The organism is Amycolatopsis sulphurea, from assembly GCF_002564045.1.
Classification (GTDB): domain Bacteria; phylum Actinomycetota; class Actinomycetes; order Mycobacteriales; family Pseudonocardiaceae; genus Amycolatopsis; species Amycolatopsis sulphurea.
On sequence record NZ_PDJK01000002.1, the window covers coordinates 241,611 to 267,176 of the forward strand.

The following is a 25,566-nucleotide window of genomic DNA, read 5'->3' on the forward strand; positions in this document are numbered from 1 at the left end:
AATGTCCCGGCCCATGCCCCCGGAAGACGCGTGGAAGACACCCGAGATCCGGGAGGCCGAGTCCGCGCTCGACCGCACCGTCAGCAAATCCCGGGAGCTGTTGAAGAACCTGGAGAAGATCAAGCTGCCGCCGCTGAAGAAGCCGGACACCCCGGAGCGGATCGAGGCCCTGAAGAACGCGGCGTCCCGCCCGGACGCCCCGCCCGAGCTGCGCCGGATCAAGCAGAAGGTGGACGCGGGCGAGTTCTCCTGGCAGGAGGTCGCCGCGGGGAAGGCGTTCGCCGATCCGGAGGTCCGGGAACTCGCGTCGGCGCGGCTCGGCGAGGCGAAGGAGATCCTCGACGAGCTGGAGGACGGAGCGTCGCCGGAGGAACTGCTCGAAGCCCACACCGGAAGCGCGACCGGCGGCGCGCTGCTCGACGACCGCGACCGGGCCGGCTACGCCGCGGAGCCGGAGCAGCCGCAGGGCTACTCGAACGACGATCCGCTGCACAGCAGCTCGCAGCCGGACCACTCGTCGTCGAGCACGGATTCCCCGCCGGAGACTCCGGCCGCTCCCCCGCCGCCCGCGGCTCCGCGGCACCGTGCCCCGGAGGACCCGGACGATCCGTTCTCCAGCCCGCTCGCCGACCGCCAGGACACCAGCGGTGACGCTGCTGCCCCGGCCTCGGACACCGATCGGGAGACGCCGTCGACCCGGCGCACCCGCCGCGACGATCCGCCGGACTCCGACGACGACTACTTCGGCAACGGCTTCCTCCGCTGAGGCGAGGACGGCACACGAAAAAGGTGGTCCCCGCCCTTATCGGCCAGGGTGTCGGCAAACTCGGATTGAGGGGCCCTGCGCAGACCGCGGAAGTCCGTGAAGGTCTGTGAAGGGGCCCTTCACGGACTCAGAGTCCGTGAAGGGCCCCTTCACAGACCCGGGACAGGTCTGGCGCACGCCACGAGGTGGTCGCGCATCTCGAATAGCTCCGCATCGTCCGTTGCCGGGCGTGATCGACGAAGAGGGTAGGCACCGTCGATGATGACGCGGCAGCCACGACTCTCTCTGCTGATCACGGGGCCTCGACCAACTTTGCCGGGACCCTGGCCCCATCGGCGGGGACCACCTTTTTCGTGACCAGGGTTCAGGATTCGTCGGGTTTTTCCTTTTCCGGACGCGACGAGGCGGGCACCTCGTCCCGGGCGGGCGGATCGTCCGCGTCCCCGTCCGTCTTCGCGTCCGGCCCGGCGTCCGGCTTGGTGTCCGAAGTGGACGCCGAGCCGGACAGCGGCGGACTCTCATCCCGCTCGTCGCCCTTGCTGCGCAAGGATTCCGGGGACTCGCGCGGACCGCGCCGAGCGGCCAGGACGAAGTACGCTAGCGCCCCGGCGAAGACCAGGATCGAGGTCCACACGTTGACCCGCAGGCCGAGGATGTGGTTGGCGGTGTCGGTGCGCAGCAGCTCGATCCAGCAGCGGCCCACGGTGTAGCCCGCGACGTAGAGCGCGAACGCGCGGCCGTGGCCGAGCTTGAACCGGCGGTCGGCCAGGACCACCAGGCCGGCCACGAGCAGGTTCCAGATCAGCTCGTAGAGGAAGGTCGGCTGCACCGGGCTGTCCGGCAGCGGGATGTGCCCGGTGGCCACGCCGGTGAGCCCGTCCGGCGCGCCGGTCTGCGGGTTGAACCGCTGGTAGATCTCCAGGCCCCACGGCAGATCCGTGTGTGCGCCGTAGAGTTCCTGGTTGAAGTAGTTGCCGATCCGGCCGATCGCCTGCGCGGCGACGATGCCCGGCGCGAGCGCGTCGGCCATCGCGGGCAGCGGGACGCCCTTGCGGCGGCAGGCGATCCAGGCACCGACCGCACCGAGTGCGACCGCGCCCCAGATGCCCAGCCCGCCGTCCCAGATGGCGAAGGCGTTCCACGGGTTCTTGCCCGCGGTGAAGTACAGCTCCGGATCGGTGATCACATGGTAGATCCGGCCGCCGACCAGCCCGAACGGCACCGCGAACACGGCGACGTCGAGCACCGTCCCCTTGGTCCCGCCGCGGGCTGCCCAGCGGCGCTCCCCCCACCAGATCGCCAGCACGATGCCGGCGATGATGCAGAGCGCGTAGGCGCGGATCGGGATCGGGCCCAGATGCCAGACCCCGCGGTCGGGGCTCGGGATCGTGGCCAGGAAGGCTGCGGAGTACACGCGGTCACCGTAGCGCGTCGGCCGTCCGCCGTGGTCAGGTCCTGTCGAAGGGCACGAGAACGATGGGTCACGAACCGGTCGCGGACACCCCGGGGTACTCGGGACCGGAGACCGCGGCGAGGTAACCGGCCAGCAGTGCGTCCGCGACCAGCCCGACCGCGTCGTCGCCGGGCAGGAACCGCTCGTCGTGCAGGCTCGGCGCGCCCGCGGTGTCCCCCAGTCCGGCGAACAACATCAGCCCGCGGATCCCGTCGCCGCAGTAGTGCGCGAAGTCGTCCGCACCGAACGAACGAAAGTCCACGTCGAGATCGGCGCCGCCGCGCAGCAGCCAGGCCTGCGCGGCGGTGGCGAGCGCGGGATCGTTGACCAGCACCGGTTCGCACGGGCTGATCCGCAGCTCCGCCGTGCAGCCGTAGGCACGAGCGGTGGCGTGCACTATCTCGGTCAGTATCGCCAGGGCGTGTTCCCGGTCGCTGCCGCGCATCAGCCGCAGCGAGCCGAGCGCGGACGCGGTATTGGGCACCACGTTCGCCGCGGTGCCCGCCTGGATCCGCCCGACCGTGCAGACCGCGCCGTGCACCGGGTCGATCCGGCGGCCGGCCACCTGCTGCAGGCTCACGACGAGCTGGCTCAGCGCGAGGACCGGGTCACGCAGCAGATGCGGATAGCCGGCGTGCCCGCCCTGCCCGTGCACGACGATCTCGAACTCATCGGTGGACGCGTTGACCGGGCCCGGTGCAGCCGAGACCACGCCGTAAGCGAGGCGGGGCTGTACGTGCGCGGCGATCACCGTGTCCACGTCGTGCTCTTCCAGCAGCCCGGACCCGACCAGGCCCTGCGCGCCGGAGGGGGCCGTCTCCTCCCTCGGCTGGAGGATCGCGACCAGCGGCTTCGGCAGCTCGACCCGCCGCGCCGAGCGGCACACCGCGGTCAGCGCGGCGAGGTGCACATCGTGACCGCAGGCGTGCATCAGCCCGGATTTCGACGCCCAGGCCACGCCGGTGCGCTCGGTCACCGGGAGCGCGTCCAGCTCGGCGCGCAGCGCCACCGCGGGGCCGGGGTGCTCGCTCGGCAGATCGATCAGCCGTCCGGTCTTGGCGGCGCGCTCGCCCTCACCGGCGCCGATCGCGGCGGCCACCACGCGGGCGGTGTCCTCCTCGTCGCCGGAACCGCGGGGGTCGGCGTGCAGGCGGTGCCGCAGCTCGATCGCGGCGGGCAGTTCCGCGGCCAGCGCGGTGCGCCAGTGGGTGACGAACCCGGTCATCGGGACTCCAGTCGGTAGATCCGGGCCGCGTTCTCGTGCCCGGCCAGCCGCACCAGCCGTCTGGCGTCCACTTCGGACAGTTCGCCGGCGGCGAGCGCGGTGCGCAGGAAATCGGACAGGCCTTGGCGGAACAGCGTGCTGCCGAGGTGGTACAGCTCGGCGAGGCCGAACGCGTCGGTGGAGAACAGCAGCTTGCCGAACGGGATCAGCTCCAGCAGCTCGGCCAGCAGCGCGGACGCGCGGAACCCGGCGTTGTGCGTGCAGAGGCCGACGTCGGCGAACACGTGCTCGAAGACCTGGGCGAGGTACGCCGCGTTGCGGTGGAAGGGATAGTTGTGCAGCAACAGGATCGGTACCCCGCTGCCCCGGGTCGCGCGCAGCAGCCCCGTGAGCAGGAGCGGGTCGCAGCGGTGCAGGTCGACGTTGGAATCGCCGTAGCCGACGTGGAACTGCACCGGCAGCCCACGCTCGACGCCTGCCCAGATCAGGTGACGGTGGAGTACCTCGTCGGCCAGCCGGACCGGCGCCCCCGCCTCGATCCCGGCAAACCACCGCCCCGCAGCGGCCGCGACCTCGGCGGGCGCCGGGCGTGCCCCGGACAACTCAAGCCCGACCCGATACGCCGCGATCGACTTGACACCCACCGCACCAGCCGCGCGCCGGGTCAGCTCAGCGTCGAAGGCCGCAGCAAACCCGGCGGCACTGGTTCCCGCGCGGACGACGTCCTCGGCCACCTGCTCCAGCCGGACGATGTCGTGAGCACGGGCCTGCGCTAGGTCCGTGAACTCGGCCGTGGTGGTCAGTGAGCCCGGCAGGAAACCGCCGTCAAGCAGGAAGTCGGTGGTCCCGGTGGCACGCAGGAACCGCCGGTTGACCTCGCCCGCGCCCAACTCGGCCCGCCGCCCGAGATAGTCCTGCGCCGGCGCGTGCTTCGGCAGGTCGAGCACCGGCGCGCACCGCGCCCGCACGGCGAGCCCGATCAGCGAGTCGAACAGGGACACTCCCAGCGGCGAGACCACGTCGGCCTCGGTCAGCATCCGCTCGAACTCTTCCCGGCCGGGATCGTGGGTGACGACACCGTGGCAGTGGTGATCGACAAGCGGCGCCTCCGCCACGAAGTCCAGCAGTGCGGTCATCACGTCCCCTCCGGAGCCTTGTCCCCCACCCTACGAGCCGCCCGGCGCCGTTCCCGGAAATCTGACACGATGCGTTACTTGGCACCGGAAACGAGGAAGCACCCGGCGAAGCCCGTGGGGGGCGTGATGAATCAGCCTGCATCCCAGCCTTGGCAACCGGACAACGCCACGGATGGGGGTGGCGGTGTGGGTGATCTGCTCGACCTGGACGGCAGCACGGAATGCGAAGCCGACGGGGAGCGACGTCCCGGATTCGGCGAATGCGAGGCCGGTCAGATCGAGTGGGACGGAGTCGCCGAGCGCGGACCCGCTGGGGACCAGTCGGTCCGCGCCGGCGAACGTGAGGCCAGGTACGGCGACCTGACGAGACACGCGACCACCACGGCCGGGCAATCCGAACTCACCCAGCACGACACCGCTGCAGGCGGCCCACCCGACCGAGCCAGGCGCGCCGAACACGCGACCGCCCCGGCAGGACGTCTCGACCGGACCGCTCGCACCGAGCACACGACCGCCACGGCAGAGCAACTCGGTCAAGCAAACCCGCTCGACCACGCGACCAGGACCGCGGAACACCCCTACCAAGCCGACCGCAAAACCACGGCAGACGACTCGCCCAACCGAACGAAGCACGCGCCTACCACGGCAGCGCCGCCCGACCGGACCGGATTCGCCGCCACCGGCACCGGACAGCGAGCCCGAATCGGTCGCACCGAACACGCGATCGCCACGGCAAGACACGTCAACCAAGCCGACCACGACCCCACTGCAGGCGGCCCACCCAACCGAGCCAAGCTCACCGAACACGCGACCACCGAGGCGGGACCACCCGACCGGACGGGTCACGCCACCGGCACCGCGCAACAAAACCGAGCCGGACGCACGACCACCAACGCGGGACCACCCGACCGGACGGGAAACACCACCGCAACCGGCACGGGCAGCACGGGCAGCACGGGCAGCACGGGCAGCACGGGCAGCACGGGCAGCACGGGCAGCACGGGCAGCACGGGCAGCACGGGCAGCACGGGCAGCACGGGCAGCACGGGCAGCACGGGCAGCACGGGCAGCACGGGCAGCACGGGCAGCACGGGCAGCACGGGCAGCACGGGCGGCACGGGCGGCACGGGCGGCACGGGACCAGCCGACCGGACGGGACACGCCACCGCAACCAGCACCGGCGGCACCGGCGGCAGGGGCGGCAGGGGCGGCAGGGGCGGCAGGGGCGGCAGGGGGCCACTCGACCGGACCGGGCTCGCCGAACGCGGGGCCGCCGAGGCGGGGCGGCTGGCGCGGGCCGGGGTGGAGCTGGTCGCGATGACCTTCGTGGACAATTCCGGGATTTCGCGGGTCAAGGCGGTGCCGGTGGGGCGGCTCGCGGAGGTCGCCGCCTGGGGTGTCGGGGCGTCGAAGGCGTTCGACTTCTTCCTCTGCACCGACGAGATCGCCACCGGGACGTATTCGCTCGGACCGGTCGGCGATCTGCGGCTGCATCCCGATCTCGACGCACTGACCGTGCTCGCCGCACAGCCGGGCTGGGCGTGGGCGCCGGTGTGGAAATACGACCAGGACGGCGTCCCGCATCCGCAGGACGCGCGGGCACTCGCCGCAACGGCGGCTGATCGGCTCGCCGCGCAAGGGCTTTCCGCCCGGCTGGCCTTCGAACTCGAATGGGTGATCACGGACACCGACGGGGTACCGATCGCCGGACCGGCGTACGGCTATTCGCGACTGAGCGCGCACTCCGGCTACCTCCGCACATTGGTGTCTACTTTGGACAGCCAGCATGGTGCGGTGGAACAGATCCACCCGGAGTACGCCGCCGGCCAGTTCGAACTGTCCGTTGCGGCAACGGATCCGGTGCACGCGGCGGATCTGGCCGTGCTGATCCGGGAAACGGTGCGCACGGTGAGCGCGGCGCACGGGTTCCGCGCATCGTTCACGCCGAAGTTCACCCCCGGCGGCGTCGGCAACGGCGGGCACGTGCACTTGAGCCTGTGGGACGGCGAGCGAAACCTGTGCGCGGGCGGGACCGGCCCGTTCGGGCTGACCGATACCGCGGCGGCGTTCGCCGCCGGGATTTTCGCCCGGCTACCCGCACTGCTCGCCATAGGTACCCCATCCGTGCTCAGCTATCTGCGGCTGGAGCCGCACCATTGGGCAGGCGTGTTCACCGCCTGGGGCTGGGAAAACCGGGAAGCACCCCTCCGGCTGATCCGCGGCGCGGACGGACAGCGCGAAACAGCGGCGAACCTGGAGGTGAAGTGCTTCGACCTCACCGCCAACCCGTACCTCGTGGTGGCCGCACTGCTGTTCGCCGGCCTCTCCGGAGTGACGACCGGTGCGACGCTGCCCGCCCCGGTCGACGTCGACCCCGGACTGCTCGGCCCCGACGCGGCCGCCGACGCAGGCGTCACTCGCTTGCCGCGATCACTGGCAGAGGCCGTCGCCGCCTTCGAAGCGGACGACGTCCTCCCCGCCGCCTTCGGCCCACCACTCGCCACGACGCTGATGGACATCCGCCGCGCCGAACTGTCCGCGTTGGGCGAACTCGCTCCGGACGACTTGTGCACGGTGATGCGCTGGCTGCACTGAGCCGAGCCCGTCGGTGACGAGCAGGGGTCTTCGAGCCGAACAGGCCTCGCGGGTGACATTTCTCCCGCCTGGGGACAAACACCTCTCGCTACTCGAGTCCGTCACCACGGCTCGTACGGTCGAGTTCGCAGCCCTCCCGAAACGAGTACAATCCCCACCGGCGGTCCACGACCACCCCGGTCAGCCGCGCAGATCCACCTCCGCCGTGAACGGTTCGGTCAGCGAAAGCACCCCACTCTCACTCTTCGTATGCGGCGCATACTCACCGTCGGCGAGCGCGAACAGAGTGGCCGACTTCTGCTCCGGATCGACGAGAAGGTAATATGGGATGAGCGCCTCGGCGTAGAGCGCCTTCTTGAAGATCCGGTCCTGCACCCGAGTGGACGGCGACTCGATCTCCGCGGCGAGCAGCACCTCGGATGCCTGATACCGGGTGGTATCCGCCTCCGCGCAGGTGACCACGACGAAATCCGGGATCAGCAACCGGCTTTCCGAGCATCGGACGTTCACCCCTGGCAGCAGTTCGGTCCCCTCCGACCCCGGACGCGCACGCGAACTACAGCTTCTGCAGGATCCGCTGATGCAGCGAGGTCGGCGCGGGACTCAGGTGATACGCCCCGTCCACGGCTTCGATCCGCACGCCCGGCAAACCCGGCTCTGGCAGATCGAAGAACACTTGCAGCAACGAGCGCTCGAACTCGCCAGCCGCGTGCTCGGCAGGCGCTGCCATCTCGTCTCACCCCCGCCCGCGTCGCGTCTCTCATCCCGTCGTCCCCAGCCTGCCATGTACGGCCGCTTCCCCCTCGGTTCATCTGCATACTGAGAGTGTACAGACGATTACTGAAAGTTGCCACGGCCAAGACTGGGCAGCCGGAAGATCAGGCCGGAGTGACCGCCTCACGCACCCCGGTCGCCAGTTCGGCGGCCAGGCCGCGGACGCTGTCCGGCCCCTCCGTGGCCGCCGTGACCAGGGCGGATCCCACGATGACCGCATCCGCGAAGCCGGCCACCTCGGCGGCTTGCGCGCGCGAGCGGACACCGAGGCCGACGCCGATCGGCAGGTCCGTGTGCGCGCGAGTCCGGCGGACCAGCTCCTCCGCATGCGCGCCGACCGTGTCACGGGCACCGGTGACGCCCATAACCGCGGTGGCGTAGACGAAGCCCGAGCACGCGGCCGTGGTCTTCACCAGCCGCTCCTCCGAAGAGGACGGGGCGACCAGGAAGATCCGGTCGAGCCCGTGTGCCTGCGAAGCGGCCGTCCACGCGGCGGCCTCGTCCGGGATCAGGTCCGGGGTGATCATGCCCAGACCGCCCGCCGCCGCGAGGTCGCGGGCGAACGCGTCCACGCCGTAGCGGTGCACCGGGTTCCAGTAGGTCATCACCACGGCCCGGCCACCCCGCGCGGCCACCGATTCGACCACCTCGAACAGCTGCTTCAGCCGGAACCCGCTCGCCAGCGCCGCCTCCGCGGCAGCCTGGATGGTCGGGCCGTCCATCACCGGATCGGAATACGGCACGCCGACCTCGACCAGGTCCGCGCCGCCGTCCAGGGTGGCCGCCAGCAGGTCCTTCGACGTCGCCACGGTCGGGAAGCCGGCGGGCAGGTAGCCGACGAGCGCGGCCCGGCGCTGCGCCCGCGTCGCCGCGAACAGCTCGTCGAGGCCGCTCACTTGCCCTCCCCGTCCATGAGTCCGAACCACTTCGCCGCGGTGTCCATGTCCTTGTCGCCCCGGCCGGACAGGTTGACCACGATCAGCCCTTCCGGTCCCAGCTCCTGGCCCAGCCGCACGGCACCGGCCAGCGCGTGCGAGGACTCGATCGCCGGGATGATGCCCTCGGTGCGCGAGAGCAGCCGGAGCGCGTCCATCGCCTGCGCGTCGGTGATCGGCCGGTACTCGGCACGCCCGGTGTCCTTGAGCCACGAATGCTCCGGGCCGACGCCCGGGTAGTCCAGCCCGGCCGAGATGGAGTGCGACTCCACGGTCTGGCCGTCCTCGTCCTGCAACAGGTACGACATCGCGCCGTGCAGGTTGCCCGGAGTGCCCTTGGTGAGCGTCGCGCCGTGCCGGGCGCCCTCGATGCCCTCGCCGCCCGGCTCGAAGCCGACCAGCCGCACGCCCGGGTCGTCGTAGAAGCCGGAGAAGATGCCGATCGCGTTGGATCCGCCGCCGACACATGCGGCGACGACGTCCGGCAGCCTGCCCGCCTGAGCCAGGATCTGCTCCCGGGCCTCCTGGCCGATGACGTGGTGGAAATTGCGCACCATCATCGGGAACGGGTACGGCCCGGCCGCGGTGCCGAAGACGTAGTGCGTGGTGTCGGCATTGGTGACCCAGTCGCGGAGCGTCTCGTTGATCGCGTCCTTCAGCGTGCGTGAACCGGTTTTGACCGGGACCACCTCGGCGCCGAGCAGCTTCATCCGCGCCACGTTGAGCGCCTGCCGCTCGGTGTCCACCTCGCCCATGTAGACGACGCAGTCCAGGTCGAGCAGTGCGCAGGCGGTGGCGGTGGCCACGCCGTGCTGGCCGGCGCCGGTCTCCGCGATCACCCGCTTCTTGCCCATGCGTTTGGTCAGCAGCGCCTGGCCGAGCACGTTGTTGATCTTGTGTGAGCCGGTGTGGTTGAGGTCCTCGCGCTTGAGGAACACCCGCGCTCCGCCGGCGTGCGCGCCGAACCGCTTCACCTCCGTCAGCAGCGACGGGCGGCCCGCGTACTCGGTGAGCAGCCGGTGCAGCTCGCCGGTGAACTCCGGATCGTGACGCGCTTTCTCGTACTCGGCGGCGACCTCGTCGACCACGCCGATCAGCGCCTCCGGCATGAACCGCCCGCCATACGGGCCGTAGTAGCCGCGTTCGTCCGGGTCGTGCGCGCCGCTCATCGCGACGGCCTCGGGCAGGCCGGGTGCGAACCGGCGGTGACCAGCTTGACCACGGCGCCCTTCGGATCCCCGGAGGCGACCAGGCCCTCGCCGACCAGCACCGCGTCCGCGCCGTGCCCGGCGTAGGACATCAGGTCACCGGGGCCGCGCACACCGGACTCGGCGATCTTGAACACGTCCATCGGCAGGCCGGGGGCGAGCCGGGAGAACACGTCCCGGTCCACTTCGAGGGTGTGCAGGTTGCGCGCGTTCACGCCGATCACCTTGGCGCCGGCCTCCAGCGCGCGGTCGGCCTCCTCCGCGTTGTGGATCTCCACCAGCGCGGTCATGCCGAGGGATTCGACCCGGTCGAGCAGCGCGGCGAGCGCGTTCTGCTCCAGCGCCGCGACGATCAGCAGGACCATGTCCGCGCCGTGCAGCCGGGCCTCGTGCACCTGGTACGGGCTGACCACGAAATCCTTGCGCAGCACCGGGATGTCCACCGCGGCGCGGACCGCGTCGAGGTCGGCCAGTGAACCGCCGAAGCGGCGCTGCTCGGTGAGCACGCTGATCACCCGGGCGCCGGCGTCCTGGTAGTCCGCGGCCAGCGCCGCGGGGTCGGGGATGGCGGCCAGCTCACCCTTGGACGGGCTGCGCCGCTTCACCTCCGCGATCACGCCGATCCCGGACTCGCGCAGCGCGGCCATCACGTCCCGCGCGGGTGCGGCCTTGGCCGCCCGCGCCTTCATTTCGTCGAAGGGCAGCACGGATTCCCGCTGCGCGAGATCCTCTCGCACGCCGGCGACGATGTCCTCGAGCACGCTCACCGGGCGCCCCTGCCCGCTGCCGAACTCGCTCGTCCACTCGCAAGGTCGCTCACAAAAACCTTCCCCTTCCCGCCGAAACGATGCTAACCCCCGCTTGATCGCCGACCCGTTCCGGGTTGCCCGGCAGGGTCGGTGGGATCGGTGCCGCCGGAGAGCGCCTCCCACAGTTCGGTGTCCGGATCACGGCGCGCCCGTTGCGCCCCGGGCGCGGAATACTTTGCCCCGAGCCGTTTCGCGGTGCCCGCCCACTTGACCGCGGCCAGCCCGCCGAGCGCGAGCAGAAGGCCGCCGAGCACGGCGAGCCCGTGCGCGAGCAGGATCTGCCCACCCGGCAGCCCCGCCGCGAACCCGAAGCGCACGCCCGTCGCCCCGGTCCAGATCCCGGCGACCCCGGCCAGCGCGAGCAGCCCGCCGAGCACCCGCCGCAGCCATCCCCCGGTGGCCAGGACGCCGGCCACCCCGGCCAGCGCGAGCAAGGCGAGCGGGATCAGCGCGGTGGCGTGCTGCGCCCCGTTTTCGGTGTACCGAACGACCCCGCGCACCCCTTCGTCGCGGAATTCGGCGAACCAGACCAGCCGGGAGGAGCCCCAGAGGGCCAGGGCGCCGAGCAGGAGCGGGAGGAGGATTGTCCATAGTGGACGCTTGGGGGTGGTGGGACGGGGCGCGGGGGTGGTGGGGTCAGCGGGGGCGGCGGGATTGGCAGAGCCGGTGAGGTTGCCCGGGCCGGTGGAGCCGGCCGGGGCGGTGGGGTTGCCGGGAGCGACGGAGGCGACGGGGCTCGGGGAGCCAGTGGGGCTGCCGGGGCCGGTGGGATCCGCCGGATCGGTGGAGCCGCCGGAATCCGCAGACTCGGCGAGATCACCGGGGCCGGTGGGGTCGGCCGAGTCGGTGGGGTTGCCGAGACAGGTGGCCTCCGCCGGGGCGGTGGAGCCGCCCGAACCACCAGAAGCGACGGATTCCGCGGGACCGCCGAGCCCGATGGAGTCGGCCGAGTCGGTGGAGTTGCCGGAACCACCGGAGACGACAGGGCTCGCGGAGCCAGTGGAGCCACCGAGGCTGGCGGGGGCAGCTGCGCCAGCGGAGCCGCCGGAACCAGAATCGCCAGAGGCGAAAGAACCCGCGGATTCGGCGGGATCGGCGGGACTCTCAAGGTTACCGAGGCCGCCGGAACCGACGGGTTCGGCAACCTCGGCAGCCCCGGGACCGCCGGGGCCGACCTGATCGGCAGAGTCGCCGGGATCAGCGACTTCGCCCGGGCCAATCGGCTCGGCGGGAGTGCCTGTACCCACAGGATCGGAAAGACCGCCCGAGCCACCGGACGCAGCCGCACCCCGGTCACCGCCCCCGGCGCCACCCACCACCCCGGGCACCTCCGGCTCAGACACCGGCCGCGTCCTCGGCCGGGTCCAGCTGGGCGGCCGGAACCATGGTGCCCGCGGCGGCCACGGCGGACAGCACCGTGCGGGCCTTGTTCAGCGACTCCGTGTCTTCGTAGTCCGCCACCGAGTCCGCCACGACGCCGCCGCCTGCTTGCACGTACGCGGTGCCGTCGCGCATCAAGGCGGTGCGGATCGCGATGGCGGTGTCCGCGTCGCCCGCGAAGTCCAGGTAGCCGACCACACCGCCGTACAACGCACGGCGGACCGGCTCCAATTCCTCGATCAGCTCCATCGCCCGCACCTTCGGCGCCCCGGACAACGTGCCCGCCGGGAAACAGGCGGTGACGGCGTCGAACGCGGTGCGGTCCTCGGCCAGCTCACCGGTCACTGTGGACACGATGTGCATCACGTGGCTGTAGCGCTCGATCTGGAAGAAGTCGACCACCCGCACGGTGCCCGGCTTGCAGACCTTGCCCAGATCGTTGCGGCCGAGGTCGACGAGCATCAGGTGCTCGGCCCGTTCCTTCTGGTCGGCCAGGAGGTCCTTCGCCAGCCGGGCGTCCTCCTCCGGGTCCGCGCCACGCCAGCGGGTGCCCGCGATCGGATGCGTGGTCGCCCGGCCGTCGCGCACCGTGACCAGCGACTCCGGGCTGGAGCCGACGATGTCGAACCCCTCCAGCCGCAGCAGGTACATGTACGGGCTGGGGTTCGAGGTGCGCAGCACGCGGTAGACGTCCAGCGCATCCGCATCGGTCTCGATCTCGAACCGTTGCGAGGGAACCACCTGGAACGCTTCCCCGGCCTTGATCGCCTCCACCGCCTTGTCGACCGCGGCATGGAACTCCGGCTTGCTGCGGCGGCGGGTGAACTCCGGCACCGGACGGTCGAAGGTGGCCGTCGTCGGCGGCGCGGGCACGCCCAGTTCCCCGGTCATCGCCGACAGTCGGGCGAGTGCGTCGTCGTAGGCGGCGTCCACCCGCTCCGGCGAGTCGTCCCAGTTGACCGCGTTCGCGATCAGCGTGACGGTGCCCTCGTGGTGGTCGAACGCCGCGAGATCGGTGGCCAGCAGCATGGTCAGCTCGGGAATGTCCAGGTCCCGTTCGGCCAGCTCGGGCAGCTTTTCCAGCCAGCGCACGGAGTCGTAGCCGAGGTAGCCGACCATCCCGCCGGTCAGCGGGGGCAGGCCGGGCAGCGGCTCGCTGTGCAGCGCCTCGACGGTGGCGCGCAGCACCTGCAGCGGGTCGCCCTCGCAGGGCAGGCCGACCGGCGGGGTGCCGGTCCACACCGCACGCCCGTCGCGGACGGTCAGCGCGGCCGGGCTGCGCACGCCGACGAACGACCAGCGCGACCACGACTTCCCGTTCTCCGCCGATTCGAACAGGAACGTGCCCGGCCGGTCCGCGGCGAGCTTGCGGTACACCCCGAGCGGCGTTTCACCGTCGGCGAGGACCCGCCGCACCACGGGGATCACGCGGCGGCCTTCGGCGAGCGCGCGGAATTCGGCACGGGACGGGCTGACCGGGCCGGGCCCGGCCGGGGTGGCTGCTGAGCTGACCATGCCCTCATTGTGCCGCCACCGCCGCACTGCCGGACCGGCGGGGACCATCAAATTCACCCGATGTTGAATTACGGCCGGGGCGCGGTCAGAATGGATCTATGAGCACCGAGGACCCTACCGCCCGCCGCCGCGGCCGCCGTCCGGCCGGGCAGGACACCCGCGCCGCCCTGCTCGCGGCCGCGCGCGCGGTGTTCGGGGAGAACGGCTACGAGCGCGCCACGGTGCGCGGGATCGCGTCCCGCGCCGGTGTCGACGCCGCGATGGTCAACCACTGGTTCGGCGGCAAGGAAGGCTTGTTCGCCCAGGCCGTGCTCAAGCTGCCGTTCTCCCCGTACGAACTCGTCACGGAACTGCGCGCGAGCCCGGACGACGAACTGGGCTACCGGATCGTGCGCACTTTTCTCACCCGCTGGGACGGCGCGGGCGGCGACCAGTTCCAGGCCCTGATCCGCAGCTTCACCGACCACGAGGTCGCGAATTCCGTGCTGCACTCGTTCTTCTCCGGCTTTTTCGCGGAGCTGGTCAGCGGGATCGGCGTCGACCGAGAGGCATTCCGCACCACCCTGTGCGCCTCGCAGATCGTCGGCATGGGCCTGGTGCGCTACGTGGCCGCCTTCGAGCCGATGGCCAACGCCGAGGTGGAAACGCTGGTCGCGGCGGTCGGCCCGACTGTGCAGCGGTACCTCACCGGCACCATCGACTAACACCGCCTAGCGCGCCAGCAGCAGGAACACCAGCGCCAGCGCACCCGGCAGCACCTGCACGAACAGGATCTTCCGGGTCGCCGTCGCGGCGCCGTAGAGACCGGCGATGACGACGCACACCAGGCCGTAGAGCTTGAGCTGGAACCCGGCCGGGTCGCTCGCGATCAGGCCCCAGATCAGCGCGAGCGCCAGGAAACCGTTGTACAGCCCCTGATTCGCCGCCAGCGGCTTGCTCTCCCGCGCGAACTCCTCGGTGGTCCCGAAGGTGGCGCGCACCCGCGGAGTCGTCCACAGGGCCATCTCCAGGAGAACGATGTAGAGGTGGATCAAGGCAACGAGCCCGACGAGCACGTTCGCGACCACGGTCACCGCGTGTTCTCCTCTTCCTCGGCCAGCAGCAGCCGTTCCGCGCTGTCGAAACAGGTGTGCTCGCCGGTGTGACAGGCGGGACCGGTCTGGTCGACGCGCAGCAGCACGGTGTCGCCATCGCAGTCGATGCGGACCTCGCGGACGTGCTGCACGTGGCCGGAGGTCTCACCCTTCACCCACAGCTCCCGCCGGCTGCGGGACCAGTAGGTACCGCGGCGGGTGGCGAGGGTGGCGGCCAGCGCCTCGTCGTTCATCCACGCCATCATCAGCACGTCGGACGTCGAGTGCTCGACCACGACCGCGGCGATCAGCCCGTCCGCGTTGCGCTTGAGCCGCGCGGCGAGTTCCGGGGCGAGCGCGGTCATCGCACGACCACCCCGTCCGCCCGCAGCGAGCTTTTCACGTCACCGATCTTCAACTGTCCGAAGTGGAATACGCTGGCGGCGAGCACGGCGTCCGCGCCGGCCCGGACCGCGGGCGGGAAGTGCGCGACCTCGCCGGCCCCGCCGCTGGCGATCACCGGCACCCGCACGGCCTTGCGCACCAAGGCGATCAGCTCCAGGTCGAACCCGGCCTTCGTGCCGTCGGCGTCCATCGAGTTCAGCAGGATCTCGCCCACGCCGAGCTCTTCGCCGCGCGCAGCCCATTCCACCGCGTCGATCCCCGTGCCGCGACGGCCGCCGTGCGTGGTCACCTCGAAGCCGGACGCCGTCGCTTCGCCACCTTCGGGAACACGCCGCGCGTCGACCGAGAGCACGATGCACTGCGCGCCGAATCGCCGGGACGCTTCCTTCAACAGCTCCGGGCGTGCGATCGCGGCGGTGTTGATGCTCACCTTGTCCGCACCGGTGCGCAGCAGCCGGTTCACGTCGTCCGTCGAACGCACGCCGCCGCCGACGGTGAGCGGGATGAAGACCTGCTCGGCCGTGCGGCGCACCACGTCGAAGGTGGTCTCCCGATTCCCGGACGACGCGGTGACGTCGAGGAAGGTCAGCTCGTCCGCGCCTTCGGCGTCGTACCGGCGCGCCAGCTCGACCGGATCACCCGCATCGCGCAGCCCGGCGAAGTTGACCCCCTTCACGACCCGGCCCGCGTCGACGTCGAGACAGGGAATCACCCGTACCGCCACAGCCATGCCTTCAGCGTAGCCGTGCGGCCGCGGCGGGCCGGGCACCGGATGGCCGGTTCCGGATCGACCGGACGCGCGGGCGTGCTACAAGTCCGTGAAGGGGCCCCTGACGCCGTCCGTGAAGGGGCCCTTCACGGAACTTTGCCGGCACCCTGGCACCCAAAGAAGGCTGGGCGCTGCGGGGTTTCCAGTTCAGACGCCGGGTTTCGCGGGTTACGGTGGGCAGATGCCGTCGGAACTGGAGCGCCTCGCCGCGGAGAAGTACGTCCTGCTGATCACGTTCCGTCGCGACGGCCGTGCCGTGCCCACCGCGGTGTGGGCCGCCAGAGAGGGCGACGAGCTGGTGGTCTGGTCGGAGCGCAACGCGGGCAAGGTGAAGCGCATCCGCAACAGCGGCGCGGTCCGGGTGCAGGCCTGCGACACTCGCGGCCGCCGCACGCACGGCGCCGAGGTGTCCGGCACCGCCCGGCTGCTCGACCACAGCGATTCCGGCCGGGTCCGCGAAGCCATCGCCCGCAAGTACGGCCTGGTGGGCCGGGTGGGGATGTTCTTCAGCCGTCTGCGAGGCGGCCCGGAACGCACGATCGGCATTGCCGTCGTGCTGGACGAGACGGACTGACCAACCCCCGGCTCAGCGCACCGCGGCCAGCGCCTCCGGCAGGGTGAACGCGCCCGCGTACAGCGCCTTGCCCACGATCGAGCCCTCGACGCCGTCGCCGGACAGCGCCGCCAGCGCGCGCAGATCGTCCACACTGGACACTCCGCCGGAGGCGATCACCGGGGCGTCGGTGCGGGCGGTGACCTCGCGCAGCAGATCGAGATTCGGGCCGCGCAGGGTGCCGTCCTTGCTCACGTCGGTGACCACGTAGCGGCTGGCGCCGTCGCGGTCGAGCCGGTCGAGGACCTCCCACAGGTCGCCGCCGTCGGAGGTCCAGCCGCGCGCGGACAGCCGGTGGCCCGCCTCGGTGATCCGCACGTCCAGGCCGATCGCGACGCGGTCACCGTAAGCGGCCACCGCCTTCGCGGTCCACTTGGGGTCCTCCAGCGCGGCGGTGCCCAGGTTCACCCGGCGGGCGCCAGTGGCCAGCGCGGCCTCCAGCGACGCGTCGTCGCGGATCCCGCCAGACAGCTCCACCTGCACGTCGAGCCGGCCGACGACCTCGGCGAGCAGCTCGCGGTTGCTGCCCTTGCCGAACGCCGCGTCGAGGTCCACCAGATGGATCCACTCCGCGCCGTCGCGCTGCCAGGCCAGCGCCGCCTCCAGCGGGCTGCCATAGGAGGTCTCGGTGCCGGCCTCGCCCTGGACGAGTCGCACGGCCTGGCCATCGGCCACATCAACGGCGGGAAGGAGCGTGAAAGTCACGCGGACAGCCTATGCGGCGGGACCCGGCTCCCTGTCCGGGGGACCGCGCAGGCCGGCTACGCGAGCGTCGCCAGCCAGCTGCGCAGCAGGCGGGCACCCGCGTCACCGGACTTCTCCGGGTGGAACTGGGTGGCCCACAACGGCCCGTTCTCCACCGCAGCCACGAAGTCCTCGCCGTGGTCGGACCAGGTGAGCTTCGGCTGCTGCCCGGCCAGCCCGGAGTCCAGCTCCCAGCGCCGCGCGGCGTAGGAGTGCACGAAGTAGAACCGCTCCCCCGGATCGATGCCCGCGAACAGCTGCGAATCCGCCGGCGGGCGTACGGTGTTCCAGCCCATGTGCGGGAGCACGTCCGCGTGCAGCCGCTCGACCGTGCCCGGCCATTCGCCGGTGCCGGTGGTCTCCTCGCCGTGCTCGACCCCGCGTTCGAACAGGATCTGCATGCCCACGCAGATGCCCAGCACCGGACGGCCGCCGGCGAGGCGCTTGCCGATGATCCGCGGCCCGTGTACCTCCCGCAGCCCGGCCATGCACGCGGAGAACGCGCCGACCCCGGGCACCACCAGCCCGTCCGCCTCCAGCGCGGCCTGCGGATCGGCGGTCACCGTCACCTCGGCGCCCGCACGCGCGAGGGCGCGTTCCGCGGAACGGAGATTGCCGGAGCCGTAGTCGAGAATCACCACACGAGACACGGGTCTAGGGTAGTCCCCGCCCCGCGCCGGCCGGTTTTTCGCCCGGCCGGGTTTCACCCGTCGCCGGATCGGGTACTCCTCCCGCCTCGGGTGCCGCCGGTGCCCCCGGACCCGGAAACGAGGACGAGATGTCCGAGTCCGATCTGCTCTGCCAGATGTTCGACGCCTGGCGCAAGGACATCGACAGCGTGCCGTTCCCGCAGTTCACGGTGCTCACCATCCCGCCGCAGCGGACGCGCGCCCAGGTCGATGCGGAGCACGTGAGCAATCCCACGCACCGTTCGGCCGGTCCGCGCTGACCGCACTGTGCTTTCCTGCGGAAGCCGCACCGCCGCGCCTCCCGGAGGAGTAAACCGATGAGCCCGACCCCGGATCCGCACGACTTCCTCGGCCTCGACGCCGGGCTGGACGACGACGAGCGGGCGATCCGGGACGCGGTCCGCGGCTTCGCCCGGGACCGGCTGCTCGACCGGGTCGCCGACTGGTACGAGACCGGCGCGTTGCCCGCGCGGGAGCTGGCGAAAGGCTTCGGCGAGCTGGGTTTGCTCGGTATGCACCTCGAGGGCTACGGCTGCGCCGGAACCAGCGCGGTGGCCTACGGCATCGCCTGTCGTGAGCTGGAGGCCGTCGATTCCGGTCTGCGCAGCTTCGTGTCCGTGCAGGGTTCGCTGGTGATGTACGCCATCCACCGCTGGGGCAGCGAGGAACACCGCGCCGAATGGCTGCCGCGGATGGCCGCAGGAGACGCGCTGGGCTGCTTCGGGCTGACCGAACCGGACGCGGGCAGCGATCCGGGCAGCATGCGCACCCGTGCCGTGCGTGACGGCGCCGATTGGGTGCTGAACGGCACGAAGATGTGGATCACCAACGGCACGGTCGCGGACGTGGCCGTGGTCTGGGCGCAGACCGACGAGGGTATCCGCGGTTTCGCCGTGCCCACCGCGACGCCCGGGTTCACCGCGAACGAGGTCAAGCACAAGCTCTCACTGCGGGCCTCGCTGACCGCGGAGCTGGTGCTCGACGGCGTGCGGCTGCCGGAGTCGGCGGCGTTTCCGGAGGTCCGCGGCCTGCGCGGGCCGTTGTCCTGCCTGAACGAAGCGCGCTACGGCATCCTGTTCGGCGTGGTCGGCGCGGCGCGCGCGTGTTACCAGGCGGCGCTGGAGTACACGCTGGCCCGCGAGCAGTTCGGCAAGCCGCTCGCCGGTTTCCAGCTGACTCAGCGCAAACTCGCCGACCTGGTGGTGGAGGTCAACCGGGCCGGGCTGGTCGCGCTGCAGATCGGCCGGCTCAAGGACGCCGGCACACTGCACCGTGACCAGGTCAGCTTCGGGAAGATGGCGAACGTGCGCTCCGCACTCGAAGTCGCCCGCACCGCCCGGTCGATGCTCGGCGCGAACGGCATCTCGCTCGAATACCCGGTGATGCGGCACATGGCGAATCTCGAAACGGTGCTGACCTACGAGGGCACCGAGGAGATGCACGCGCTTTCGCTCGGCCAGGCGGTGACCGGGATCCCGGCCTTCCGCTGAGCCCTCAGCCGAAGAACTCCTTGAGGGACAAGGCGATCGAGCCTGTGTCAAGGCCGTGTGCGAGATCGTGGTCGGCGAGCGTGCCGTAGATCCGGACCTCGGTGTCGCGCACCGTGCCCAGGCTGAGTAACCGGTGCGGCAGATCCGCGAGCGCGGCGGAAACCTGGTGCGCCGAAGTGCCCTGCAGGTACGGCTCCACCATCGCGACGTCCGGGGTTCCGGATACCGCGGCACGCAGGCCGGCGGCGTCGAACGGGCGCACGGTCGAGGTGTAGAGCACGGTCACGTCGAGGTGTCTGGTCGCTTGCAGCACGCGGTCGAGCATCGGGCCGACGGCGATCACCACGCCGTGACGACCGTGGCGCACCGTCTGGAATCCGACGCCGAAGTACGCGGAAGCGTTCTGCTGCGCGGAAAGCCGGAGGTACACGCGGCTGTCGCCGGGCACCGAATCGAGCAGCAGGCGGCGGGCCTCCTCGGGATGACCGGGCGCGTGCACGAACCAGTTCGGCAGCGAATCGATCAGCGCGACGTCGCCCGGCGCCTGATGGGTACGGCCCTCGGCGGGCATGTCATAGGACGCGCCGTAGGACACCAGCACCGCGCCGAGGTCCTGGTGGTTCAGGTCGAGCTTGATCTGCTCGAACGCCCGCTCCACCAGGAACGGCGAGAAGGTGTGCACGATCGGCCGCAGCCCGGCGAGCGCCAGCCCGGCGCCCGCGCTGACCAGGAGTTGCTCGCGGATCCCGACGTTGAGCACCCGGTACGGATGCCGGCGCGCGGCCCCGGCGAGCTGGGCCGCGGAGATGTCCGCGAGAACGACCGCGGTGTCCGGGTCGGTGTCCAGGATTTCTTCTGCGGTGGCAAGGAAAGTCTCCCGCATGTTCGCCATCAGTGCCCGCCCTTCGGTTCGGCGGTGGCGACCACGGCGAGCGGCCGCCCCGGATGTTGCGCGGTGAACGCGTCGTACAGCGCCTCGTGATCACGCCCGGAAACCGTGCGCACGGCCCAGCCTTCGACCTCGAACCGCCGCGCGATCCCGCCCGGCCAGCCGTGGGTGGAGGACTGGTTGTCGACGATCACGGTGGTCAGATTGGCCAAGCCCAGGCGTGCGGCGACGACGATCGCCTCGTGGTTCGAGCCTTCGTCGAGTTCCGCATCGCCGACCAGGGTCACCACACGGGCGGCGCGGCCTTGCGCGCGCAGGCCGAGCGCGGTCCCGAGAGCGATCGGCAGGCCGTGGCCGAGAGATCCGCTGGAGATCTCGACGGCGGGCACCCGGACGCGGTCCGGGTGGTGCCCGAGCCGCGAGCGCACGGAACTCCAGTCGGCGAGTTCGTCCTCGGCCAGGAAACCCTTGGCGGCCAGGACCGCGTAGTAGGCCATCGGACCGTGTCCTTTGGACAGCAGGAACCTGTCGCGATCCGGATCGCGCACGGTCTCCGGGGTCACCCGCAGCACGCGGTCGAAAAGGACCCACAGCACGTCCACCGTGGACTCCGCGGCCGCGTGATGCTTGTCGTCCCCGGTCATCAGGGCGATCAGCCGGGACAGCCCGGCGTAACCCGGCATCGGTTTCGCAGTGGTCATCCTCCGACGATGCAACCTCGACCAAACTGTAGGTCAACCGCTAACCTGGACCAATGACGAGGTTGGCGGAGAAGCTGAGCATCGGGCAGGTCGCGGACCGCAGCGGGGTGGCGCACACGGCGTTGCGGTTCTACGAGGAGAGGGGCCTGATCACCGCGGAGCGTTCCACCGGCAACCAGCGCCGGTACGCACGCTCGGTCCTGCGCCGGATCGCGTTCATCCGTGCCGCGCAACGGGTCGGCCTGTCGCTGGAGGACATCAGCGAGGCGCTGGCGACGCTGCCCGCCGACCACGCCCCCACGAAAGCCGACTGGGCCCGGCTCTCCCGCGATTGGCAGACCGAGCTGGACGCCCGGATCGATGCCCTGCAACGCCTCCGGGACCGGCTGACCGGCTGCATCGGCTGTGGCTGCCTGTCCCTGCGCGGCTGCACCCTGTACAACGCCGACGACGAGCTGGCCCGGTTCGGTCCCGGCGCGAGCAAGCTACGCCCGATGGCCGAGGGCGGGATCTGAGGCTGCTTCGCGGTCCAGCCGCGCCGAGCGGACCAGCGGGGCCACCACCGAACGGCGGCTCGGCGAGCACCGTCGTCATGAGCCGGCCCGGCGGAAACCGGCGCCGCTGCGTGTTCCGGCCACTGCCAGGCCCGCGCGGAGGCCGGGATGAGCAGCAACGCACGGCCGAGCGCGACGAGCTGGGCGAGTTGCGACTGGTTGCGCACCTCCGGCCCGGGCCGTCCGGATAGGTCCCGTTGCGCCGGGGCCAGCGGGCGATCGACAGGCCCGGCACGTCGGCGACGTCGGCCAACGTGAGGTGCTCGCGCGACGCGAGCGGATGCAGGGTTCCGGCAAAGTTGGTCGGGTACCCGGCAGCGGGCGATGCGGAGGTGTGTGCGACCACCTCGTGGCGTGTGCCGGACCGGTTTCGGGTCCGTGAAGGGGCCCTTCACGGACTCTGAGTCTGTGAAGGGCCCCTTCACCTCCACGGACCTCCACACCGACTTTGCCGACACCCTGCGAGCGGATGCGTCGCGGGCACGATCGCGACTTGGCCTTCCACGAAGAGGTCTTCGGTGTCGAACCCGGCGAAGTCGTCGTGCGGGCCGCCCGGACCCACGTCGACACCGAGAGGCCCCTGCCCTCGTGACCCTGCCGCGCCGCCGCCTCAGCCCCGCGACCGCCGAGGCCGCCCGAGCAGGCGGCGGCCCACGTCGACGAGTTCGCGGCGGAGCGTCTCGTCGTCCACCCCGGCCAGGTCCGGGGAACCGCCGGCCATGGCGATCCCGCTGAGCGTCACGAGGGCGGTCACCCGGCCGGCGACGTCCGCGTCCGGGCCGGCCAGCAGGCCGATCATGGTCTCCTTGAGGCCGTCCATCCCGTGTGCCGATTTCGCGATCGCGCGGTTGAGCCCGGGATCGCTGGAGAACAGCGCGACCAGCACCCGGTGCTGCACGATCAGCTCCACGAACCCGTCCAGCAAGTGATCCACCTGCGCACCCCGCCTGCGGTGCCGGGCCGCGGCGACCAGTAACAGGTCCAGCTCGCGAACCCCGGGTTCGGCGACCGCCTCGGTGATCTCCGCCTTCGTCTTGAAGTGGTAGTAGACCGCCGCCTTGGTCACGCCCAGCGCGTCCGCGATCATCTGCAGCGACGTGCCTTCGACCCCGTGCTCGGCGAACAGCTGCAGCGCCATGCCGAGCAGCCGGGTACGCGTGTCCTCGGCCCGAACCGCGGTCATCACAAGCCTCCTCCTGGGAAAACGGACGGAGCCTACGGCACCCCCGCCCGCCCGGGCAAACCGCGATCACGTGCCGATCAGCCAGGGAAACACTAGCCGTGCGGCTAGTCACAAGCTAGCCGATCGGCTTGGCAGCGGCTTGCCGAACGGCTAGCGTCTTATCCCTGAATCGTGTGATGAATACCCCCATCGGGCGAAACGGAGAACCACTCGTGGCGACCTTTCTCTACCGGCTCGGCAGGGTGTCGTTCCGGCGCCGCGTCCTCGTCTCGGTCGTGTGGGCGGCCGTGCTGGTGGCGCTCGGCGTCGGCGCGCTGACGCTCTCGGGCAAGCTGTCGAATTCGGTGACCATCCCGGGCACCGAATCGCAGCAGGCGATCGACCGGCTGGCCGAGAAGTTCCCGCAGGCCGCGGCCGGGGGCGGGACCGCGCGGGTGGCGATCGCCGCCCCCGCCGGGCACACCGTCACCGGTCCGGCGGGCCAGGCGGCCGTCGAGTCCGTGGTGGCGAAGCTGAGGCAGGCGCCGAAGGTGGCCGCGGTCGCGGACCCGTTCCAGGCGAAGTCGGTCTCCCCCGACGGCCGGGTCGCCCTCGCCCAGGTGAGTTACCAGGTCAAGGGTTACGAGCTGACCGAGAGTGATCGGACCGGCCTGCTCGCCAGCGGTGACCAGGCGAAGAGCCAGGGCTACCAGGTCGAATTCGGCGGCGACGCGGTACAGGGCATCCCGGACGCCGGGGCCACCGAGGGGCTCGGCGTCGTGGTGGCCGCGGTGGTGCTGATCATCACCTTCGGCTCGCTGCTTGCCGCCGGGATCCCGCTGCTGACCGCGCTGATCGGCGTCGGGATCGGCATGTCGGGCATCCTGCTGGCCTCCGGCTCGATGGAGCTGAACTCGAACACCCCGATCCTGGCGTTGATGATCGGCCTCGCGGTCGGCATCGATTACGCGCTGTTCATCGTTTCGCGGTACCGGCACGAACTCCGGGAGGGCCGCGAGCCCGAGGAGGCCGCCGGGCGGGCCGCCGGCACCGCCGGGTCCGCCGTGGTGTTCGCCGGGCTCACCGTGATCATCGCGCTGGCCGGGCTGACCGTGATCGGGATCCCGTTCCTCGGTCAGATGGGCGTCGCCGCCGCGGTGACCGTCGCGATCGCCGTGCTGATCGCGCTGACCCTGCTGCCCGCGGTGCTCGGGTTCGCCGGTGCCCGGGTGTCGAACGGCCGGATCCGGTTGCGCCGCAAGGGTTCCGCACTCTCGCATGGGGAGCGCTGGGCACGTTTCGTCGCCCGGCACCGGCTGCCGGTGCTGCTGAGCGCGCTCGCCGGGCTGGCCGTGGTCGCGATTCCGGCGCTGAGCATGCAGCTCGGCCTGCCCGACGACCGCACGGCGCCCCCGGATTCCACTCAGCACAAGGCCTACGAGCTGGTCAGCACGAGTTTCGGTGAAGGGACGAACGGGCCGCTGCTGGTGGTCGTCGACACCGGGCCGAACCATGATCCGGCGACCCTGAAGCAGGCCACCGAGAACATCGTGAAGCTGCCGGACGTGGCCGCGGTGACGCCGCCGCGGGTCAACGCCGCCGGCGACACCGCGCTGTGGACCGTGATCCCGAAGAGCGGGCCGGGCACGACGCAGACCGAGGACGTGGTGACCGCGATCCGGGCGCTGTCCGCACAGGTGCACGACACGACCGGCGGCAGTCTCGCCGTGACCGGGCAGACCGCGGTCAACATCGACGTGTCGCAGAAGCTGTCCGACGCGATGCTGCCCTACCTCGGGCTGATCGTCGGACTGGCGTTCCTGCTGCTGATGCTCGTGTTCCGCTCGGTGGTGGTGCCGCTGAAGGCGACGCTGGGTTTCCTCGGCTCGGTGGTCGCCACGTTCGGCGCAGTGGTCGCGGTGTTCCAGTGGGGCTGGCTGGCCGGGCTGCTCGGCGTCGAGTCCACCGGCCCGATCATGAGCATGCTGCCGATCCTGCTGATCGGTGTCCTCTTCGGACTCGCGATGGACTACCAGGTGTTCCTGGTGACCCGGATGCGCGAGGAGTACGTGCACGGCGCGGATCCGCAGGAGGCGACGGTCACCGGGTTCCGGCACGGCGCACGGGTGGTGGTGGCCGCGGCGCTGATCATGATATCGGTGTTCGCCGGCTTCGTGCTGGCCGAGTCCTCGCTGATCAAGTCGATCGGGTTCGCGCTCGCGTTCGGGGTGCTGGTGGACGCGTTCGTGATCCGGATGACGGTGGTGCCCGCGATGATGTCCCTGCTCGGCCGCGTGGCCTGGTGGCTTCCGCGCGGCCTGGACCGGATCCTGCCGAACGTGGACGTGGAGGGCGAGAACCTCACCCGCGCACTGGACACCCCGGAGGACGGCGAGCGGAAACCGGTCGAGGCCTGAGGCGACTGGGGCCAGGGACCGGCCAAACCTCACGAGGAGCAGGGGCCGGGCATGACAACGACCGGGAACCGGCCAAGGCCCGAAGCCCGCGGCCAGCCCTGACGACGAGCAGAAAAAACCAGGACTGGAGACGAGCGTGAGCCTCGGCCAAGGGCTGAGGCTCGGGTCCCGGGGCAGGGCTGAAGCCCGGGTCGGGGACAGGCCGGAGCTGACGACGAACGGAAAACCAAGGCCAGACAACGAACGGGAACCGGTCAAGAGCTG

At 71.2% G+C, this 25,566-nt stretch carries 27 protein-coding genes; 8 read left to right on the forward strand and 19 right to left on the reverse strand.

All coding sequences use genetic code 11. The features are described from left to right. Position 1: 1 nt before the first annotated feature. Complete coding sequence (locus ATK36_RS07120) at positions 2-766, forward strand: hypothetical protein (protein ID WP_098510540.1); 765 nt, start codon at positions 2-4, stop codon at positions 764-766. 364 nt (positions 767-1,130) lie between these two features. Here ATK36_RS07120 and lgt read toward each other — a convergent pair whose 3' ends face one another. The 4 genes from lgt to ATK36_RS33345 form a co-directional block, all read right to left on the reverse strand. Next, positions 1,131-2,180 (reverse strand): prolipoprotein diacylglyceryl transferase, encoded by a 1,050-nt coding sequence (gene lgt / locus ATK36_RS07125; RefSeq protein WP_098510541.1) that lies wholly within the window; start codon positions 2,178-2,180, stop codon positions 1,131-1,133. Positions 2,181-2,247: 67 nt separating this feature from the next. Further along, positions 2,248-3,444 (reverse strand): M20 metallopeptidase family protein, encoded by a 1,197-nt coding sequence (locus tag ATK36_RS07130; RefSeq protein ID WP_098510542.1) that lies wholly within the window; start codon positions 3,442-3,444, stop codon positions 2,248-2,250. After that, complete coding sequence (locus ATK36_RS07135) at positions 3,441-4,580, reverse strand: amidohydrolase family protein (RefSeq protein WP_098510543.1); 1,140 nt, start codon at positions 4,578-4,580, stop codon at positions 3,441-3,443. Before ATK36_RS07135 ends, ATK36_RS07130 begins: the two co-directional genes overlap by 4 nt. A gap of 842 nt (positions 4,581-5,422) precedes the next feature. After that, positions 5,423-5,707 carry a hypothetical protein gene (locus tag ATK36_RS33345; protein ID WP_245914479.1) on the reverse strand — a complete coding sequence of 95 codons (285 nt, stop codon included), beginning with the start codon at positions 5,705-5,707 and terminating at the stop codon, positions 5,423-5,425. Between the two features lie 160 nt (positions 5,708-5,867). Here ATK36_RS33345 and ATK36_RS32825 point away from each other — a divergent pair, with 160 nt between their 5' ends. Continuing rightward, positions 5,868-7,175 (forward strand): type I glutamate--ammonia ligase, encoded by a 1,308-nt coding sequence (locus ATK36_RS32825; RefSeq protein WP_211292005.1) that lies wholly within the window; start codon positions 5,868-5,870, stop codon positions 7,173-7,175. Between the two features lie 180 nt (positions 7,176-7,355). On the opposite strand, the gene ATK36_RS33350 is transcribed toward ATK36_RS32825, so the two are convergent. The 7 genes from ATK36_RS33350 to ATK36_RS07170 form a co-directional block, all read right to left on the reverse strand. After that, positions 7,356-7,685 carry a Uma2 family endonuclease gene (locus tag ATK36_RS33350; protein WP_245914481.1) on the reverse strand — a complete coding sequence of 110 codons (330 nt, stop codon included), beginning with the start codon at positions 7,683-7,685 and terminating at the stop codon, positions 7,356-7,358. A 46-nt stretch (positions 7,686-7,731) separates the two neighbouring features. Then, positions 7,732-7,905, reverse strand: a complete 174-nt coding sequence (locus tag ATK36_RS33355) for a hypothetical protein (RefSeq protein ID WP_245914483.1) — start codon at positions 7,903-7,905, stop codon at positions 7,732-7,734. 148 nt (positions 7,906-8,053) lie between these two features. Then, positions 8,054-8,845 (reverse strand): tryptophan synthase subunit alpha, encoded by a 792-nt coding sequence (gene trpA, locus ATK36_RS07150; RefSeq protein ID WP_098510545.1) that lies wholly within the window; start codon positions 8,843-8,845, stop codon positions 8,054-8,056. Further along, entirely contained in the window at positions 8,842-10,053 is a 1,212-nt protein-coding gene (trpB, locus tag ATK36_RS07155) for a tryptophan synthase subunit beta (protein ID WP_098510546.1), read from the reverse strand. The genes trpA and trpB overlap by 4 nt, the downstream gene beginning before the upstream one ends. Beyond that, positions 10,050-10,859 carry an indole-3-glycerol phosphate synthase TrpC gene (gene trpC / locus ATK36_RS07160; RefSeq protein WP_098510547.1) on the reverse strand — a complete coding sequence of 270 codons (810 nt, stop codon included), beginning with the start codon at positions 10,857-10,859 and terminating at the stop codon, positions 10,050-10,052. Before trpC ends, trpB begins: the two co-directional genes overlap by 4 nt. An 83-nt stretch (positions 10,860-10,942) precedes the next feature. Beyond that, entirely contained in the window at positions 10,943-11,485 is a 543-nt protein-coding gene (locus tag ATK36_RS34625) for a Trp biosynthesis-associated membrane protein (RefSeq protein WP_098514703.1), read from the reverse strand. Between the two features lie 751 nt (positions 11,486-12,236). After that, positions 12,237-13,796 (reverse strand): anthranilate synthase component I, encoded by a 1,560-nt coding sequence (locus tag ATK36_RS07170; RefSeq protein ID WP_098510548.1) that lies wholly within the window; start codon positions 13,794-13,796, stop codon positions 12,237-12,239. Positions 13,797-13,894: 98 nt separating this feature from the next. On the opposite strand from ATK36_RS07170, the gene ATK36_RS07175 reads away from it, so the two are divergent. After that, positions 13,895-14,500: a TetR/AcrR family transcriptional regulator gene (locus ATK36_RS07175; protein ID WP_098510549.1), complete on the forward strand. Its 606-nt coding sequence runs from the start codon at positions 13,895-13,897 to the stop codon at positions 14,498-14,500. Between the two features lie 6 nt (positions 14,501-14,506). Here the strand turns inward: ATK36_RS07175 and ATK36_RS07180 are convergent, their stop codons facing one another. The 3 genes from ATK36_RS07180 to hisF are packed head-to-tail and all read right to left on the reverse strand — an operon-like array spanning position 14,507 to position 16,004. Beyond that, positions 14,507-14,869, reverse strand: a complete 363-nt coding sequence (locus tag ATK36_RS07180) for a DUF1304 domain-containing protein (protein WP_098510550.1) — start codon at positions 14,867-14,869, stop codon at positions 14,507-14,509. Continuing rightward, complete coding sequence (gene hisI / locus ATK36_RS07185) at positions 14,866-15,234, reverse strand: phosphoribosyl-AMP cyclohydrolase (protein WP_098510551.1); 369 nt, start codon at positions 15,232-15,234, stop codon at positions 14,866-14,868. Before hisI ends, ATK36_RS07180 begins: the two co-directional genes overlap by 4 nt. Continuing rightward, positions 15,231-16,004 (reverse strand): imidazole glycerol phosphate synthase subunit HisF, encoded by a 774-nt coding sequence (gene hisF, locus ATK36_RS07190; protein ID WP_098514704.1) that lies wholly within the window; start codon positions 16,002-16,004, stop codon positions 15,231-15,233. The genes hisI and hisF overlap by 4 nt, the downstream gene beginning before the upstream one ends. A 220-nt stretch (positions 16,005-16,224) precedes the next feature. On the opposite strand from hisF, the gene ATK36_RS07195 reads away from it, so the two are divergent. Next, positions 16,225-16,617: a PPOX class F420-dependent oxidoreductase gene (locus ATK36_RS07195; RefSeq protein ID WP_098510552.1), complete on the forward strand. Its 393-nt coding sequence runs from the start codon at positions 16,225-16,227 to the stop codon at positions 16,615-16,617. Positions 16,618-16,629: 12 nt separating this feature from the next. On the opposite strand, the gene priA is transcribed toward ATK36_RS07195, so the two are convergent. Together priA and hisH are read right to left on the reverse strand one after the other, a co-directional pair. Beyond that, positions 16,630-17,361, reverse strand: coding sequence for a bifunctional 1-(5-phosphoribosyl)-5-((5-phosphoribosylamino)methylideneamino)imidazole-4-carboxamide isomerase/phosphoribosylanthranilate isomerase PriA (priA, locus tag ATK36_RS07200; protein ID WP_098510553.1), 732 nt, complete (start codon positions 17,359-17,361; stop codon positions 16,630-16,632). Positions 17,362-17,417: 56 nt separating this feature from the next. Next, positions 17,418-18,041 carry an imidazole glycerol phosphate synthase subunit HisH gene (gene hisH / locus ATK36_RS07205; RefSeq protein WP_098510554.1) on the reverse strand — a complete coding sequence of 208 codons (624 nt, stop codon included), beginning with the start codon at positions 18,039-18,041 and terminating at the stop codon, positions 17,418-17,420. Between the two features lie 137 nt (positions 18,042-18,178). Between hisH and ATK36_RS32065 the strand changes: the two genes are divergently transcribed. Together ATK36_RS32065 and ATK36_RS07210 are read left to right on the forward strand one after the other, a co-directional pair. Beyond that, positions 18,179-18,349 (forward strand): hypothetical protein, encoded by a 171-nt coding sequence (locus ATK36_RS32065; protein ID WP_170069653.1) that lies wholly within the window; start codon positions 18,179-18,181, stop codon positions 18,347-18,349. A 57-nt stretch (positions 18,350-18,406) separates the two neighbouring features. After that, positions 18,407-19,579: an acyl-CoA dehydrogenase family protein gene (locus ATK36_RS07210; protein WP_098510555.1), complete on the forward strand. Its 1,173-nt coding sequence runs from the start codon at positions 18,407-18,409 to the stop codon at positions 19,577-19,579. Between the two features lie 4 nt (positions 19,580-19,583). Here ATK36_RS07210 and ATK36_RS07215 read toward each other — a convergent pair whose 3' ends face one another. Both ATK36_RS07215 and ATK36_RS07220 read right to left on the reverse strand, forming a co-directional pair. Further along, positions 19,584-20,471 carry a transketolase family protein gene (locus tag ATK36_RS07215; protein WP_098510556.1) on the reverse strand — a complete coding sequence of 296 codons (888 nt, stop codon included), beginning with the start codon at positions 20,469-20,471 and terminating at the stop codon, positions 19,584-19,586. Continuing rightward, a complete protein-coding gene (locus tag ATK36_RS07220) occupies positions 20,471-21,169 on the reverse strand; it encodes a thiamine pyrophosphate-dependent enzyme (RefSeq protein WP_211291830.1) in 699 nt (232 codons plus the stop codon). The genes ATK36_RS07215 and ATK36_RS07220 overlap by 1 nt, the downstream gene beginning before the upstream one ends. Positions 21,170-21,222: 53 nt before the next feature. On the opposite strand from ATK36_RS07220, the gene soxR reads away from it, so the two are divergent. Continuing rightward, positions 21,223-21,684: a redox-sensitive transcriptional activator SoxR gene (soxR, locus tag ATK36_RS07225; protein ID WP_098510557.1), complete on the forward strand. Its 462-nt coding sequence runs from the start codon at positions 21,223-21,225 to the stop codon at positions 21,682-21,684. Positions 21,685-22,333: 649 nt separating this feature from the next. Here soxR and ATK36_RS07240 read toward each other — a convergent pair. Further along, positions 22,334-22,906, reverse strand: a complete 573-nt coding sequence (locus ATK36_RS07240; RefSeq protein ID WP_098510558.1) for a TetR/AcrR family transcriptional regulator — start codon at positions 22,904-22,906, stop codon at positions 22,334-22,336. 212 nt (positions 22,907-23,118) lie between these two features. On the opposite strand from ATK36_RS07240, the gene ATK36_RS07245 reads away from it, so the two are divergent. Next, positions 23,119-25,302: an MMPL family transporter gene (locus tag ATK36_RS07245; protein ID WP_098510559.1), complete on the forward strand. Its 2,184-nt coding sequence runs from the start codon at positions 23,119-23,121 to the stop codon at positions 25,300-25,302. Positions 25,303-25,566 lie beyond the last annotated feature (264 nt).

Excerpts from the sequence above, each read along its gene's own strand:
- ATK36_RS07220 (WP_211291830.1), bottom strand. The coding sequence starts at position 21,169 with ATGACCACTGCGAAACCGATGCCGGGTTACGCCGGGCTGTCCCGGCTG.
- ATK36_RS07120 (WP_098510540.1), top strand. The coding sequence starts at position 2 with ATGTCCCGGCCCATGCCCCCGGAAGACGCGTGGAAGACACCCGAGATC.
- ATK36_RS33355 (WP_245914483.1), bottom strand. The coding sequence starts at position 7,905 with ATGGCAGCGCCTGCCGAGCACGCGGCTGGCGAGTTCGAGCGCTCGTTG.
- hisI (WP_098510551.1), bottom strand. The coding sequence starts at position 15,234 with ATGACCGCGCTCGCCCCGGAACTCGCCGCGCGGCTCAAGCGCAACGCG.
- ATK36_RS07175 (WP_098510549.1), top strand. The coding sequence starts at position 13,895 with ATGAGCACCGAGGACCCTACCGCCCGCCGCCGCGGCCGCCGTCCGGCC.
- ATK36_RS07195 (WP_098510552.1), top strand. The coding sequence starts at position 16,225 with ATGCCGTCGGAACTGGAGCGCCTCGCCGCGGAGAAGTACGTCCTGCTG.
- ATK36_RS07215 (WP_098510556.1), bottom strand. The coding sequence starts at position 20,471 with ATGGCGAACATGCGGGAGACTTTCCTTGCCACCGCAGAAGAAATCCTG.
- ATK36_RS07135 (WP_098510543.1), bottom strand. The coding sequence starts at position 4,580 with ATGACCGCACTGCTGGACTTCGTGGCGGAGGCGCCGCTTGTCGATCAC.
- ATK36_RS07240 (WP_098510558.1), bottom strand. The coding sequence starts at position 22,906 with ATGACCGCGGTTCGGGCCGAGGACACGCGTACCCGGCTGCTCGGCATG.
- ATK36_RS07210 (WP_098510555.1), top strand. The coding sequence starts at position 18,407 with ATGAGCCCGACCCCGGATCCGCACGACTTCCTCGGCCTCGACGCCGGG.
- ATK36_RS07130 (WP_098510542.1), bottom strand. The coding sequence starts at position 3,444 with ATGACCGGGTTCGTCACCCACTGGCGCACCGCGCTGGCCGCGGAACTG.
- hisF (WP_098514704.1), bottom strand. The coding sequence starts at position 16,004 with ATGGCTGTGGCGGTACGGGTGATTCCCTGTCTCGACGTCGACGCGGGC.
- ATK36_RS07170 (WP_098510548.1), bottom strand. The coding sequence starts at position 13,796 with ATGGTCAGCTCAGCAGCCACCCCGGCCGGGCCCGGCCCGGTCAGCCCG.
- trpB (WP_098510546.1), bottom strand. The coding sequence starts at position 10,053 with ATGAGCGGCGCGCACGACCCGGACGAACGCGGCTACTACGGCCCGTAT.
- soxR (WP_098510557.1), top strand. The coding sequence starts at position 21,223 with ATGACGAGGTTGGCGGAGAAGCTGAGCATCGGGCAGGTCGCGGACCGC.
- ATK36_RS32065 (WP_170069653.1), top strand. The coding sequence starts at position 18,179 with ATGTCCGAGTCCGATCTGCTCTGCCAGATGTTCGACGCCTGGCGCAAG.